15 protein-coding genes are annotated in these 14130 nt (G+C 50.9%); all 15 read left to right on the top strand.

The genetic code is table 11. The annotated features are described in order from the left end of the window. Positions 1 to 2: 2 nt before the first annotated feature. Positions 3 to 257, top strand: a complete 255-nt coding sequence (locus tag L5M10_RS00420; protein ID WP_263254647.1) for a hypothetical protein — start codon at positions 3 to 5, stop codon at positions 255 to 257. Further along, positions 247 to 819 (top strand): DUF3486 family protein, encoded by a 573-nt coding sequence (locus L5M10_RS00415; protein WP_263254646.1) that lies wholly within the window; start codon positions 247 to 249, stop codon positions 817 to 819. Before L5M10_RS00420 ends, L5M10_RS00415 begins: the two co-directional genes overlap by 11 nt. Then, positions 819 to 2495, top strand: coding sequence for a hypothetical protein (locus L5M10_RS00410; RefSeq protein ID WP_263254645.1), 1677 nt, complete (start codon positions 819 to 821; stop codon positions 2493 to 2495). The genes L5M10_RS00415 and L5M10_RS00410 overlap by 1 nt, the downstream gene beginning before the upstream one ends. Continuing rightward, positions 2495 to 4042, top strand: coding sequence for a DUF935 domain-containing protein (locus L5M10_RS00405; protein WP_263254644.1), 1548 nt, complete (start codon positions 2495 to 2497; stop codon positions 4040 to 4042). Before L5M10_RS00410 ends, L5M10_RS00405 begins: the two co-directional genes overlap by 1 nt. Continuing rightward, positions 4042 to 5316 carry a PBECR2 nuclease fold domain-containing protein gene (locus L5M10_RS00400; protein WP_263254643.1) on the top strand — a complete coding sequence of 425 codons (1275 nt, stop codon included), beginning with the start codon at positions 4042 to 4044 and terminating at the stop codon, positions 5314 to 5316. Before L5M10_RS00405 ends, L5M10_RS00400 begins: the two co-directional genes overlap by 1 nt. Before the next feature lie 91 nt (positions 5317 to 5407). Beyond that, positions 5408 to 5866: a phage virion morphogenesis protein gene (locus tag L5M10_RS00395; protein WP_263254642.1), complete on the top strand. Its 459-nt coding sequence runs from the start codon at positions 5408 to 5410 to the stop codon at positions 5864 to 5866. A 276-nt stretch (positions 5867 to 6142) separates the two neighbouring features. Further along, a complete protein-coding gene (locus tag L5M10_RS00390) occupies positions 6143 to 7300 on the top strand; it encodes a phage protease (protein ID WP_263254641.1) in 1158 nt (385 codons plus the stop codon). A 7-nt stretch (positions 7301 to 7307) separates the two neighbouring features. Continuing rightward, complete coding sequence (locus L5M10_RS00385) at positions 7308 to 8213, top strand: Mu-like prophage major head subunit gpT family protein (protein ID WP_263254640.1); 906 nt, start codon at positions 7308 to 7310, stop codon at positions 8211 to 8213. A gap of 70 nt (positions 8214 to 8283) precedes the next feature. After that, the gene (locus L5M10_RS00380) at positions 8284 to 8799 is read left to right on the top strand and encodes an HI1506-related protein (protein WP_263254639.1); all 516 of its coding nucleotides are present in this window, start codon (positions 8284 to 8286) and stop codon (positions 8797 to 8799) included. A 2-nt stretch (positions 8800 to 8801) separates the two neighbouring features. After that, on the top strand, positions 8802 to 9221 hold the full coding sequence (locus L5M10_RS00375) for a gp436 family protein (protein ID WP_263254638.1): 420 nt from the start codon (positions 8802 to 8804) through the stop codon (positions 9219 to 9221). Then, entirely contained in the window at positions 9218 to 9628 is a 411-nt protein-coding gene (locus L5M10_RS00370; protein WP_263254637.1) for a hypothetical protein, read from the top strand. The genes L5M10_RS00375 and L5M10_RS00370 overlap by 4 nt, the downstream gene beginning before the upstream one ends. A gap of 4 nt (positions 9629 to 9632) precedes the next feature. Continuing rightward, entirely contained in the window at positions 9633 to 10541 is a 909-nt protein-coding gene (locus L5M10_RS00365) for a phage tail tube protein (RefSeq protein WP_263254636.1), read from the top strand. An 8-nt stretch (positions 10542 to 10549) separates the two neighbouring features. Then, a complete protein-coding gene (locus tag L5M10_RS00360) occupies positions 10550 to 10879 on the top strand; it encodes a hypothetical protein (RefSeq protein WP_263254635.1) in 330 nt (109 codons plus the stop codon). A gap of 167 nt (positions 10880 to 11046) precedes the next feature. Further along, positions 11047 to 11220, top strand: a complete 174-nt coding sequence (locus L5M10_RS00355) for a hypothetical protein (protein WP_263254634.1) — start codon at positions 11047 to 11049, stop codon at positions 11218 to 11220. Beyond that, positions 11213 to 14074 (top strand): tape measure protein, encoded by a 2862-nt coding sequence (locus L5M10_RS00350; protein ID WP_263254633.1) that lies wholly within the window; start codon positions 11213 to 11215, stop codon positions 14072 to 14074. The genes L5M10_RS00355 and L5M10_RS00350 overlap by 8 nt, the downstream gene beginning before the upstream one ends. Positions 14075 to 14130 lie beyond the last annotated feature (56 nt).

Raw genomic sequence — 14130 nt, 5'->3', positions numbered from 1 at the left:
CCATGGCACAAGCAAAGCTAAATCAGGGGGAGATTGCAGGCATCCGCTTACTAGCGGATTTGTTGGTGATCCGCGACCTAGAAAAGAACGTGCTTGGTAAAAACGAGCACGTTAAGCCGCATATCAAAGAGCTAGAACAGCGCCTTAAAAAGACGGTTCCCAAGGTGTTTGCGGCAGAGGCCGAACTACAGAAGCAGATCCACTTAGTTCGTGCGCAGTGGCTGCGAGAATGGGAGGGGTTAGAAGATGGCGAGTGAAACCAGAGGCCGCCGCTCTAAAGTGGATTTGCTGCCCGCGAATATCCGCAAACGCTTGGATAGCGGCCTGCGCGATGGCTCGATTCAGCAAATTGATCTGCTTGATGAAATCAATGCCCTGATTAAGGCCGCAGGCTTACCAGAAGAACAGCAGCTTTCCCGCGCTGGCATTAATCGCTATGCCACCAAGATGGAGGCCGTAGGTAAAAGCCTGCGCGAGATGCGGGAAATCACCCAAGTGTGGACGGCAGAACTGGGGGACAAACCCACGGGCGAAGTCACCAAACTGATCCTTGAAATGGCTCGTTCACAGCTATTTAAAGCCCTGTTAAACGAATCTGAAACGGGTGAAGGTGCCGACGTTGGCATGATTAAAGATGCCATGTTAGCGGTGCAACGCTTGGAGTCTGCCGCCATGGCCAGCCATAAGCGCGAGAAGGAGATCCGCCAAGCCTTTGCCGCCGAGGCCGCCAATGCCGTGACTGAAGAGTTACGCGGGGAAGATGGTATGAGCGAGCAGCTCGAAAGCAAAATCCGCCAAATTCTATTAGGGAAAGCATAATGGCTAAATCAGGCTTGCATCTAACACCTATCACCAGTCCTCGCAAAATCGATTTAGCCGAAGAAATGGCGCTGGCTGGGGTGGATGTACCGCAGGATATTGGTGACGCTCAACCTGCTAATGAGCCCGTATTTTTGCCATATCAGCAGCGCTGGTTTGAAGATGAAGCGCCGATCATGATTGCCGAAAAAAGCCGCCGCACCGGCTTAACTTGGGCAGAGGCTGGCCGCAATGTGATTAAAGCCGCCAAACCGCGCAGCCGTGGGGGCTGCAATACCTTTTACGTTGGTAGCAAAAAAGAGATGGCGCTGGAATATATCGCCGCTTGTGCGCTGTTTGCCCGTGCTTTTAACCAGCTCGCAGAAGCTGATGTGTATGAGCAAACATTCTGGGATTCGCAGAAGAAAGAAGAAATCCTCACCTACATGATCCGCTTCCCAAAGACGGGGCGGAAAATTCAGGCGCTCAGTTCGCGCCCCTCTAACCTGCGTGGTTTACAGGGGGATGTGGTTATCGATGAGGCCGCATTCCACGAGTCTTTAGAAGAACTGCTTAAGGCGGCGTTAGCATTAACCATGTGGGGCAACAAGGTCAGGTTAATCAGTACCCACAATGGCGTGGATAATCTCTTTAATAGCCTGATTAATGATGCCCGAGAGGGCCGTAAAGACTACAGCATCCACCGCATCACGCTGGATGATGCCATTGCTGATGGCTTGTATAAGCGTATCTGTTATGTCACAGGCCAAACATGGTCGCTTGCGGGTGAAATTGCCTGGCGCGAGGGGCTGTATAAAAACGCCACCAATAAAGAAAGCGCCGATGAAGAATATGGCTGCGTGCCTAAAAAATCGGGTGGTGCTTACATCAGTCGGGTACTGATTGAAGCGGCCATGGTCGCCGATCGTTCTATCCCTATTTACCGTTTTGAAGCGCCTGAAAACTTCATGAGCTGGACGCCAGAAATGCGCGAAGCCGAGGTGCACGATTGGTGCGAGCAGCATTTAAAAGCAGAGTTGGCCAAGCTAAATCCAGAGCATAACCATTCCTTTGGTGAAGACTTTGCGCGGCGCGGCGACTTAACCGTGTTTGTGCCCTTGGCGATTAAACCCGATTTAAGAAAGCGCCTTCCCTTTGTGGTGGAACTTCGCGATACCACCTACGAGCAACAGCGTCAGGTGATGTTTTATATCTGTGACCGGATGCCAAGGCTGGTGGGGTTGGCGTTTGATGCCACGGGTAACGGCGGTTATTTAGCTGAGCAAGCCGCGCTTAAATACGGCACTGAAATGGTGGACCAAGTACATCTGTCGCAGAGTTGGTATCACGAATGGATGCCAAAAATGAAGGGCGAGTTTGAAGCATTTAACCTTGAGATCCCCCGTCACCAAAGCGTGCTCGATGACTTACAGCATATCAAGTTAGTTAACGGTATCCCCTCGATCGATAAAGGTCGTAAGGTTGATTTAGAGTCCAGCAATAGCAAAGGCAAGCGCCACGGTGACTTTGCCGTTGGTCTGTGTATGGCCGTTCGTGCGTCATACATGGAGGGCGGCGCTATCGAGTTTACCGCTTTACCTAAATCGACTAGTCGTTGGGATGCCAACAGCAATAGCAGATCTGGCAATCGTGCTGATGAAGATGACTATAGTGTATCAACTAAAGGAGGCTGGTAATGGCCACGCCAGAGCAAATTAAACAACGGCTGGGGCGTGCAAACCCCGCCTTAAATAATCAACAAACAGACCGTGCCCAAGTGGGCTTTATTCGTAAAGAGTGGGCTGAGCATCCTACCAGTGGGCTAACCCCCGCGCGATTAGCGGCGATTATGCAGGATGCGGAATATAACAATCTCACGGCCCAGTTTGATCTAGCCGATGATATTGAAGAGAAAGACGCCCATATCATGGCAGAACTGCAAAAGCGCAAGAATGCGCTGCTGGGTAAGGCATGGCAAATTGTGCCTCCCCCAAACGCTAGCAAGGACGAACAGCGTGATGCGGATATGGTCACCGATGTGATTAACGGCATCCCCGATTTTGAAGATTTAATCCTCGATATGGGTGACGGCATTTTACGCTGTGTCGCTAATAGTCAAATCCATTGGGATCAAGATGGCAGCATTTGGTATCCAGGTCAGTTTGAGTCGATCCCCGCGCGTCGTTTTACCGTCGATGACGATAACCGCAATAAAGTCTTGCTGCGCCTTGATGGCGGCGGCAAGGAAGAACTATGGCCACTGGGCTGGATACAACATACCCATAAAGCCAAGTCGGGCTATGTTGCTCGGGCGGGCCTAGTGCGGGTGCTGGCGTGGCCCTTCCTGTTTAAGAACTATTCGGTCAGGGATCTTGCCGAGTTTTTAGAAATCTATGGTCTGCCACTCCGTTTAGGTAAATATCCTAACGGTGCAAGTAAGGACGAAAAAGCCACCTTACTGCAAGCGATTATGAGCATTGGCCATAACGCGGGCGGGATTATCCCCAAGGGGATGGAAATTGAGTTTAAGGATGCAGCCCGTGGTGCGAGCGACCCCTATATGGCCATGCTTGATTGGGCAGAACGCAGCCAATCTAAGGCCATTTTAGGCGGCACACTCACCAGCCAAGCGGATGGTAAGAGTTCAACTAATGCCCTTGGTAATGTGCATAACGAAGTGCGCGAAGAATTGCTGCTCTCAGATTTACGCCAAATTGCCTCCACCGTAACCCGCGATCTTGTGTGGCCCTTGGTGATGATGAATGGTACTACCTTTGGTCATCCTCGCCGCCGCGCCCGCTTAGTGTTTGATACTCAGCAAGCCGAAGACCTAGTGCAATTTAGCCAAGCAATACCCGCACTGGTGCAGGTTGGTACGAAAATCCCCAGCGCCTGGGTAAATGAAAAGCTGCGTATTCCGGTGCCCAAAGAAGGTGAAGCAGTCCTTGGAGTCTCACAGGTTCCTAGTGCTATGCCCGTGGCGGCGCTTAAGCAAATGCCCAGTAAAACCATGGAGCTAACCCCACTTACTCAGTCCCTTGCTAATGCCGCAGGGGCACAGCTGGATGCGGAGATCACAGGTATTGCCGCGTTAGTTGAAAAGGCTCAAAGCTGGGATGAAATCGAGCAAGTGCTAATAAATGCCTACAGCAATCAAGGTGCGGCAAAGCTCGCGGCTATTATGCAGCAAGCCATGTCTACTGCCGCGTTGGCTGGCCGCTATGATGTGGAGCTTGGTAACTAATGTCGCCAAAATCAGTGCCGTCAAAATCCGTGCCCTCAAAATCAGCGCCCACGGCCCAATACGGCGGCGTACAATTTCAGCAGGCTATCGACTTCTTTCGGCAAAAGTTGAATATGCCAACGCAGGCGTGGGACGACTTGTGGGGTGGTATGCACAGCCGCGCCTTTGTGGTGGCGGGCGCACAAAAGGCCGAACTGCTTACCGACTTGCGGCAATCGGTTGATAAGGCCATAAGCGAGGGCATGAGTTTAAACGAGTTTAAAAAGCAGTTTAAAACCATAGTGGCCAAGCACGGTTGGGATCATACGGGCAATGCCGACTGGCGAGCGCAGATTATTTACGATACCAATATGCGCCAAAGCTACAACGCAGGGCGTTGGGATCAACTGCAACAGTTCCCCTACTGGCAATATAAACACGGCCATAGCGCCACCCCAAGGCAAGACCATTTGCGTTGGCACGATATGGTGTTGCCAGCGAGTAGCCCGTGGTGGACCACGCATTTTCCGCAAAACGGTTGGGGCTGTACTTGCTCAGTACGCGGGATGACAGAGGGCCAAATTAAGCGCCAAGGCTTAAGCGTTAGCCAGTTGCCCGCAGATGAAAGCTATGAGTGGGTAAACCCTAAAACGGGTGAAGTACTTAAGGTGCCTAAAGGGATTGATCCTGGCTTTGATTATTCACCAGGGCAAACCCATTTAGGCCAGCAGCTCAGTGACAAAGCCATGGCCCAATGGCGGGCTATTAAAAGCGATGCGTGGGAGCCACTCACCGCTGGGAACTGGCGAACCGCAGGCCGACCTGAGTTATTACCCTTACACCCTAATACTGTGGCCTTAGCCGATAAGGTAAGCACGCAAGCCGAATTACAAACATTGGTCACTCAGGTACTCGGTGGGGCTGATACTGTGTGGCAAAGTGGCCCTTACCCTGTGTATGTGAATGCCGCCAGTCTAGCCAAGCATATCGATATCGCCCGCGCCCCTTTGCTACCGCTATTGCCCGAAGTGTTAACCCAACCTGATGAAGTGTGGGCATCCTTTGAGCGCCACAAAGGCACGGGCAAGATTGAGTTACGCTGGCGGATTATTCGAATGGTGAACGCGGGCAAGTACAAGGGGCAATTAGTGGTAGCGCAAGTGGCTAAGGGTATGTTGGAGGCATGGACATTTATCCCTGTAAAGCAAATTACCTATGTGAATAATCAGCGGTCAGGAATGTTAGTTTATGTTGCAGAAGACGATGCAAAGGATAAAGCAGACAAAAAGGATTAGGAGCGAGCCCAGTCTCGGACTGTGCCGCCAGCGGTTTACGGTATTGAGCCGAGCCTCACCTTCACCACTTGAACACTTAAGAGCATAGCACATGGCTGGCACACAGATCACTATTACAGAACAGGGTTTTGATGGCGCATTAACTGCATTTCAACAGTTGATTGATAGAGGCCAGGATTTACAACCTGCCTTAAATGCTATTGCAGAATACCTCAGAGGAAGCACCCAAGACCGCATCACCGCAGGAGAGTCCCCTGACGGAACCCCCTTTGCACCACTGAGCGATTATACCCTTAGCGTAAAAAGTCGGAACCAAGACAAGATTTTGATCAAGCGGGGTTACCTGTATGACTTGGTTTATCAAACCACCCAAGACCAAATGCAACTGGGTAGCACTATGGTCTATGCCGCTATGCATCAATTTGGTGGCACTACCGCGCCCAATAGCATGATCCCCAATAAAGAGATCCCTGCGCGTCCCTATTTGGGGATTAGCGAAACCGATGAGGCCGAGATTATTGCCACCATTGTCGGCTATTTAATGGCTTAGGATTTATTTACTGCTTGAGCGCCTAAAACGCGATTTAAGCGACGCAATACACAACTTGGTATAACGGCTTATCTAAAAACCACTTAAACGATTTCAGGAGGATTTAAACGGGTTTTAAACGCTAACGCAGGGCGCTGCGCTGCTAGAGTCTAGAATCTAGGGCCTAGCAGGCCGAAGGCCGCTCTTCTTGGTTGTTAATCCCGAAACCTTTCCAATCCGATAGTTTTACCGCTCACCACAGAATGGGTACTCACGTTAACTGAGTACCCATTTTTTATGCCTAGATTAAATGCCATTGCTATTGCTGCACTTTCTGTCAGAGCCAATCTGACACTACAAGCCTCTGCGTCAGAGACTGTGGGCACAGTGGCGTGCTCGTTAGCGCTGGAGCCTGGCGATACCAGTGTACAGATACTCCCAGATGGATTGTTTAAGTCCACGGATGGCCGCCCATTCGATGTACCCAGTGGCCAATGGCTGATGAATGATGCGGCTTGGCAATCTATCCAAGCCGCCGCCAAAGCCAAAGTGAACGACTTTCACTTTGACTATGAACACCAAACCCTCAACACCGAGAAAAACGGCCAACCCGCCCCCGCTGCAGGCTGGTTTAAAGGCGCGGCGTTGCGTTATGTGCCAGGGCAAGGTTTGTTTGCAGATCCGGTGAAATGGACTCCTAAAGCCAGCGCTCATATCGCCGCCGAAGAATACCGCTATATCAGCGCGGTATTTTCCTACAGCAAGACCACAGGTCAAGTGCTAGAGCTGCTGCACGTGGCCCTAACCAATAATCCTGCGCTCGATGGTATGCGTGCCATCGCCGCACTTAAAAGTTCCTATTCTGGAAACCCCACTAATGGAGACAACACCATGAACGAAGAGTTACTGCGCCTACTCGCAGCGCTCGGGATCAGCGTCGAGGGGGTAAACCTCGAAGATGCTGCTGCCGTAAAAGCGCTGATTGATAAGGCGATTACTGCGCACCAAGAACAAACCGAGAAGGCGACATCTGCGGCGACAGAAGTCGCAGCGCTCAAAGCCACTCACGCCACCCAGTCCAGTGCTGGCATCGACCCCTCGAAGTTTGTGCCTGTTGCGGCATTTAATGAGTTGCAAGTGCAAGTGGCTGCACTCAGTAAGCAAGCGGGTACCGATGCGGTGGCCGAGTTGCTGGAAAAAGAAAAGGCCAAGATCTACGGCAAATCTGATCGTGAGTGGTTAGAAACCGTGGGTAAAGAAAAAGGCGTGGCAGCCCTTAAAGCCATGCTTAGCGAGCGTGTGGCGATTGCGGCGCTCACCACCACCCAAACCACAAATACGACCACTGACCTTGATAAAGACAAGGGGTTAGCCGCCTTAACAGCGGAAGACAAAGAGGTCGCCGACTTACTTGGCATTAGTCACAAAGACTTTGCCGCTTCTAAAAAGGGGTAATTGACCAATGATTATTACACCAGCCTCACTCACCGCCCTGATGACTGGCTTTAACAAAGCCTTTGAAGAGGGTAAGACTCAAGCAACGAGCCAGTACATAAAGATTGCGACAGTGATCCCCTCCACAAGTAAGTCTAATACTTACGGCTGGCTGGGTAAGTGGCCGTCATTTCGCGAATGGATTGGCGATCGGGTGATTAACGATATGACAGCCAGTGCATACACCGTTGTCAATAAACCCTTTGAATCATCAGTGGGCGTTGACCGTGATGATATTGAAGATGACAACATTGGGATTTACTCCCCCATGATGAAGGAAATGGGCCGCTCATCGGAAGTGTTCCCTGACGAACTGCTGTTCCCGATGCTCGATGCGGGTACCGCTAGCTTGTGCTACGACGGGCAATACTTCTTTGATACTGACCACCCAGTGTATGCCAAGCATGATGGTACAGGCGCTGTGACCAGTGTCAGTAACTACGATGATAATGGTGGTGCACCGCAAACCAAGTGGTACTTACTCGATACCACCCGTGCCTTAAAGCCGCTCATCTACCAAAACCGTAAAGCCATGCAGTTTACTGCCATGACAAAGCTGGATGATGAAGCAGTATTTACCTCTAAACAGTTCCGCTATGGCGTAGATTGCCGTGCTAACGGGGGTTACGGCTTCTGGCAGATGGCCTATTGCTCCACCAAGCCACTAACCGCTGAAAACGTGTGGGCCGCGATTGAAGCTATGCGCGGGTTTAAAGCCGATGGCGGTAAGCCATTGGGTATCAAGCCCAATATGCTGGTGGTACGCGGTACTCAGCAACAGGCAGCACTCGAAGCCATGAAGCAAAACATTGGTGGCGGCGAAACCAACACCTTGTCTGGTCAACTAGAAGTACTGGTTGCTGACTATCTGTAATCCACTTTACACAGGCTTAGGGCCCAAGGTTTAACACCTTGTCGCCCTACCTTGTAGGAGAATCCATGTTATGTCTCAGAAAAAGATTGTTATTAATTGTCGCGCCCATGATGGCTATCGCCGTGCAGGTATCGCGTTTACTAAAGGACAAAATGTATTTAGTGAAAGTGAGCTTACCGATGCCCAGTTACAGGCGATTGAAGGTGATGCACGCTTGGTGGTTTCAGTTGAAGCTAACGAAACCCAAGATGATACAAGTGCAGGCTCGGCTAAAACGGCTAATGTGGCACAAACGCAAGGGAGTGTGGGCGCTGCAAATAGTGCAGATGGTGTAGCCACCACTGAGTTAACTGGCACGATTGGAGGCGTCGTTACTCACGATGGCGAGCAAAAGAGCTTGGACGATATGACAGTTCCTGAACTGAAGGAGCTGGCTGAGTCACTGGAAGTTATCGGTTTTAAGAGCATGAACAAACCTGATTTAGTTGCTGCCATTGCGGCAGTTCAGGTGCAAGTGCCTGCTGATGCCCAGAGTGATGCCACTGGCGATGCGACCAAAGCACTGACCACTGAGCAAGGTGCATAAGCATGAACTACGCCACGATACTCGACATGCAAAACCGCTTTAGCGAGGCTGAGCTTATTGATTTGAGTGACCGTGGTGGTGCTGGTGTGATGGATAGCGCGGTGATCGATGCCGCGCTTAATGATGCTTCGGCCACGATCGATGGCTACTTAGCAGCACGTTATCCTTTGCCACTTGCAACTGTGCCAGATGTGCTCAATCGGGTGAGTTGCGACTTAGCCCGTTACTACCTATACGACGAGCGAGCAACGGAGCAAGTCACCAAGCGCCACGATGATGCACTGAAACTGCTGGATAAAATCAGCAATGGCTCAGTGACCTTGGGTTTACCGCTTACTGACACCCCCGAGGGTAGCAATACCTCCGAGGTGCAATCGGCAGGCTCTGTTTGGTCACGTAAGGCCAGTAAGGGGTTTGTATGATCTCTATTCCTGATCTCGTTATCGCTCGCCTTAAGCCTGTATTCGTTGACGTTGAAGGCTTAATGGCGCTCGGTGACTTGCAGGATAAAAACGTACCACGGCAAAAGCTGTTTGTGCTGGATTTACAAGAGCGTGTTGGTCAACTGGTTGAAGGAGTGGGGCTTTATCGCCATACCATTGCCACGACCATTGGCGTGCTGCTTGTGGTACCTGCCCGTAATAATGCCCAACCTGATGTGATTGCACAGAGAAAACAGATCCGTTCGCTCCTTTATGGCTGGGAACCCCATGAAGATTACACGCCGCTGTACTTAAGCGGTGGCCAGTTACAACCATCGCGCCCTGGCACTGTTGCATGGCTCGATAAATTTACGACTGAATACACGGAGGACGCCTTAGGCGTTTAACACTATGGCACGTAAAACACGTAAAAAAGCATTACTGTTTGCCCTCGAAGCCACCTACGGCGTGGATGCGATTGCCGCAGGCGCCCCCGTGGCAGTGCTTGGGCGAGATGTAAAAGTTGTCCCCATGGCGGGCGACAATACTGAACTTAAATATGATGATGGCAAACTCGGCAATAGCCCTGAGCTTGCAACCGAAATCTATGCCACGGTTGAATTTAGCGTGGACTTGGCTGGAAGCGGCAGCGCGAACTTAGCCCCAGCATGGGCACCACTGGTGCAAGCCTGTGCGCGGGATATTACTCCTGGTGCATCCAGTGTGGTGATGGCCATTAATGAAGACAGCACCGCCTCGCTGACCATGTACATGAACTACCACGGTGTACTGCATGCGCTATTGGGTGCCCGTGGCACCTTTAAGCTCTCGGCAAAAGCGAAAGAATTGCCGAGCATTATGTTCACCTTTACAGGGCTATTTGTACCCGTGACGGCCGCCGCAATGCCCGCAACCAACTTTGCCGCATGGAAAAAACCAGAGCCAGTGGGCGTTAAACACAGCGCCTTTTCGTTGGCGGGTGCTCCTGCAAAACTGATTTCCTTTGAATATGACCAAGCCAACAGCGTCACTTATGCAGAATATGTGGGCTTTGAAGAAGTGCTTATCACCGACTTTAAGCCCAGCGGTAAGATCATTATCGAAGCGGCAAGCCTTGCCGACTTCGATCCGTTCGCCCTTGCCGCCAACAACACTGAAGTTGCCATGGAGTTCAGCCACGGTTCTGCGCTTAATCAAGTGATTTGGAGCAGCTCACGGATATCACTTGGCCGTCCAGAGTATGGCGATCAGGATGGCACACTGACATATGAAATCCCGTTTAAACCGATTTCAACCATCGATCTATTAACCACCAAATAGGAGTCACCATGTTTGTATTTACTAAAAAACGCCTTGTTAAAGAATGGCCCGAAACCCTAAAGGTCGCCGAAGATAAAGGTGCGGTGATTGAGCATGACATCGCCCTCGATCTAGAGCTGATCCCCGAAGATGAATGGCTTGAGCTCATCAAGAAAGGCCATTCGATTGCATTTGATCGGGTGTTGCTGGGGTGGCATGGCATAAGCGATGCCGACGGTGAACCGATGGAGGACACGTTCGACAACCGTGCAGCGCTATACCAGTGGCAACCTTTTACGATTGCGGTTATCCGCGCCTATCAACGTGCTGCATCGGGTGAAGCTGCAAGAAAAAACTAACGGATGGGTTATGGGCACTGTATGCCCGTAACCCGCTAAACGATAGAGAGCAGCGCGAACTCGATAATGATCTAAAAGCCTTAGGGATTGAGGCGCAGCCAGAGGATGGTATTGAGGAAGTACTGTTTTGGGAAGAACACCACAGCGCCATTGAGTGGTGGTGCCAAGTGGCAGAACTGATGCGCTGGCAAGGTCGCATTTGCGAGGGGCTAGATATTGTGGCCGTTAAAGCCGATGCAGAGATGGCAGAGCGTAAGTACAGCAAGGATGACTATTTACGACTGCGCCTGATCGCCAATACGGTCACTCATATTTTTAACGAGCAACTTAACGATGAATGATTTAAAGCTTGCGCTGACACTTACCGCCGATGGTCGCCAACTGGTGACCGTGGTGGGCGGTGCTAAAAAAGAACTCATCGGCTTAACGGGTGAGTTACATACCACAGGTACAGCGGGTAAAACGGCTTCGGTTGGGTTAGATACTACCGCTAAGTCGGCTGTTGGCGCGGAGCGAAGCTTTGGCTCTTTGTACAAAACGGCTATCTCGTTAGCTGCTGGGCTGGCGACGATGGCGGTAATTGATCGTGCGGATGAATGGGGCCAAATGGTCTCACGCATGAAGATGGCCACCACCAGTGTGGCAGACTATGAGTATGCCCAATCGCGCATGGTGGCCAGTGCGAACCAAACCTATCGCAGCCTGACTGAAACCCGCGAAAACTTTACCCGTATGTCACCCATTTTGCGCGACCTTGGTTATAACCTGACCCAGTCTATTGATATCGTGGACAGCTACAGCGCTTTGCTGGTGACCAACGCTGCGAGTGCGGATAAAGCGCAGCAAGCACAGGATGCACTTTCTAAGTCGATTCAGTCTGGCAAAGTGGATGCCGATGCCTGGCAATCTATTTTTGGCGTGATGCCCAGCGTACTGAACAATCTCACTGCCGCGACGGGTAAAACTGGGGCAGAGATCCGTTTGCTTGGCACTTCGGGCAAGCTATCGATTACTGACCTCACCAATGCGCTATTGCAGTCGCACGAAAAAAACCTCAAGGCGGTGCAGGATATGCCCACCTCAGTGCGTGATGCACTGACTGCGATGGATAACGTGTACAGCGATTGGATTGGCAAAAGCAATGAAGCCCTGGGCGCTACCGCAACGCTCGCTAGTGGCATTGTGGTGTTAAGCGAAAACTTTGGCACTTTAGTCGATGTGGTTGGATTGGGGTTAGCCGTCGCGCTTGGACGAGGAACCGCCGCCCTTGGCACTCATGCAACGAGTTTGATTGTTACTGAAATCGCGAGTTCTAAAACCCGAGCAACGACCTTGGCCGCAGCATTAGCAGAAGAAAAACGGGCCCTTGCACTGAGAGCTTCGTCAATTTCGGCAGGTCAAGCCGTGGTCGCCGAGGCACGGCTTACGGCTGCCCGTCAGGCGGTGACTGCTGCAACCACTGCTGCAACCTTAGCCACGCGAACATTTAACGCTGCTTTGGCGTTAGTTGGTGGGCCTGTTGGTTTAGCGGCGATGGCTGCACTAGGGCTTATTTATTGGACTAGCGGCGCGCGCGAGGCTTTAAACCCAACAAATGAGTTGGGTGATTCAATGGAAACATTGGTCGGGAAGTATCAAAAGCTATCAGAGCTTGAGCGTCAATCTAAAGTGCGGGTGCTGGCCACAGAAATGAAGGCCGTGCGGGATGAACTGATTGCGACGACCACAGAAATTGACCGACTCAATAGAGAACCCGTATTTGATGCTTGGGGCGGTATGACGGGTAATGATGACCAAATAGAACGGCTAAAAGCTCGTGCGGTGGAATTGAACAAACAGCTGGATATTGCCAGTAAAAAACAACAGGCACTATTCACTGTAGGTATGCCTGAGATTAAAACTGACATTACAATTATCGATCCCAATCTGACTAAAACCGCCGCTGAAATGTTGATCAATCTACAAAAGCAGTTAACGCTTTATGGCCAAACGTCAGAAGCGGCTAAGCTGCGTTATGAGCTGGAGATGGGGGCGCTTAAGGGCCTTGACCCACTGATGACCAGTAAGTTGCAAAAAGTTGCTGCTGATTTGGATGCTGCCAAAGCGGCGGAGGAACAAACCAAGAAAAATAAGGATGCTGAAAAGCAGCGCCAAGATCAACTTAACACCTTGTTGGGCGCTATTGACCCCGTTACCCAAGCGGCGAAGGAATACGCTAAACAGGAAGCATTATTAAAGACCTATTTTGAATCAACCAATGCGCCAATTGCGGAGCGCACTCGTTTGCTCGGCCTACTGAAAAATCAGTATGAAGAAAGCACTCCATACAGTCAGTTACAGAATCAACTCGACCCTCAATACGCTGAGCAACAAACTCATACCAATAATTTGGATGTGCTCAATACTGAGCTGAATGATACCCCTGAGTCTGAAGCGTTAAAGCGTAATCAAATTAATGCGCTGATTGAAGCTGAGCAACGCCGCCATGCTGAGGCAATGAAGGATATTAACAAAAGTGTGAGTTTTGATTGGGATGAAATGTGGCAGAACAGTGTTGAACGCATGAGCCAAGGGATAGGTAGTGCTACCGCTGATGCATTGTTTGAAGCTAAAGATTTTGGTGATGCTACTGCACAAGTGCTAAAAGGTGTGGGTAAGGCCGCAGTACAAATGTTAGTTGAGTGGATGGCGCAAAAAGCGTTGGCGGCCGCATTTGATAATACTCTAATGACGACCAATGCCACTACAGCTGCGACGACAGCTGCAGGCACAGGAGCCGCAATTACAGCCTCAATGGCCCCCGCAGCCGCAACTACCTCGATTGCAACTATGGGTAGTGGTGCCATGATTGGTATGGCGGCCATGGTAGCAGCAATGGCAATGCTACCCAGCATCATCGGTAAGTTCCACGGTGGCGGTACTATCCCCCGTGAAGGGACTTATTTACTGGATGGTGGCGAAACCATTTACACCCGCAAGCAGCAACAAACCTTGATGAATGCGATGCAGGCCAGTGCGAACGGCGGGGGGGCAGGCCGTAGTGTGGTGGTTCAACAGTACAACACCATAGTTGTTGAAAATGAAAGTCAAGCCAGAACACTGGAAGATGTATTGCCACAGTTAGTTAAAATGACGAAAGACGCGGTAGTGGATGACATGAATAACCGCGGCGAGATTTATCGTTCAAACCGTTAAACCACCACCTAATCCTGAAGTAGTTCAAATCCAACCAAACCACTTAGTCAGTCACA

Source organism: Shewanella sp. SM32 (genome assembly GCF_025654235.1).
Lineage (GTDB): Bacteria > Pseudomonadota > Gammaproteobacteria > Enterobacterales > Shewanellaceae > Shewanella > Shewanella oncorhynchi.
This window is presented reverse-complemented; position numbering and strand designations above follow the sequence as displayed.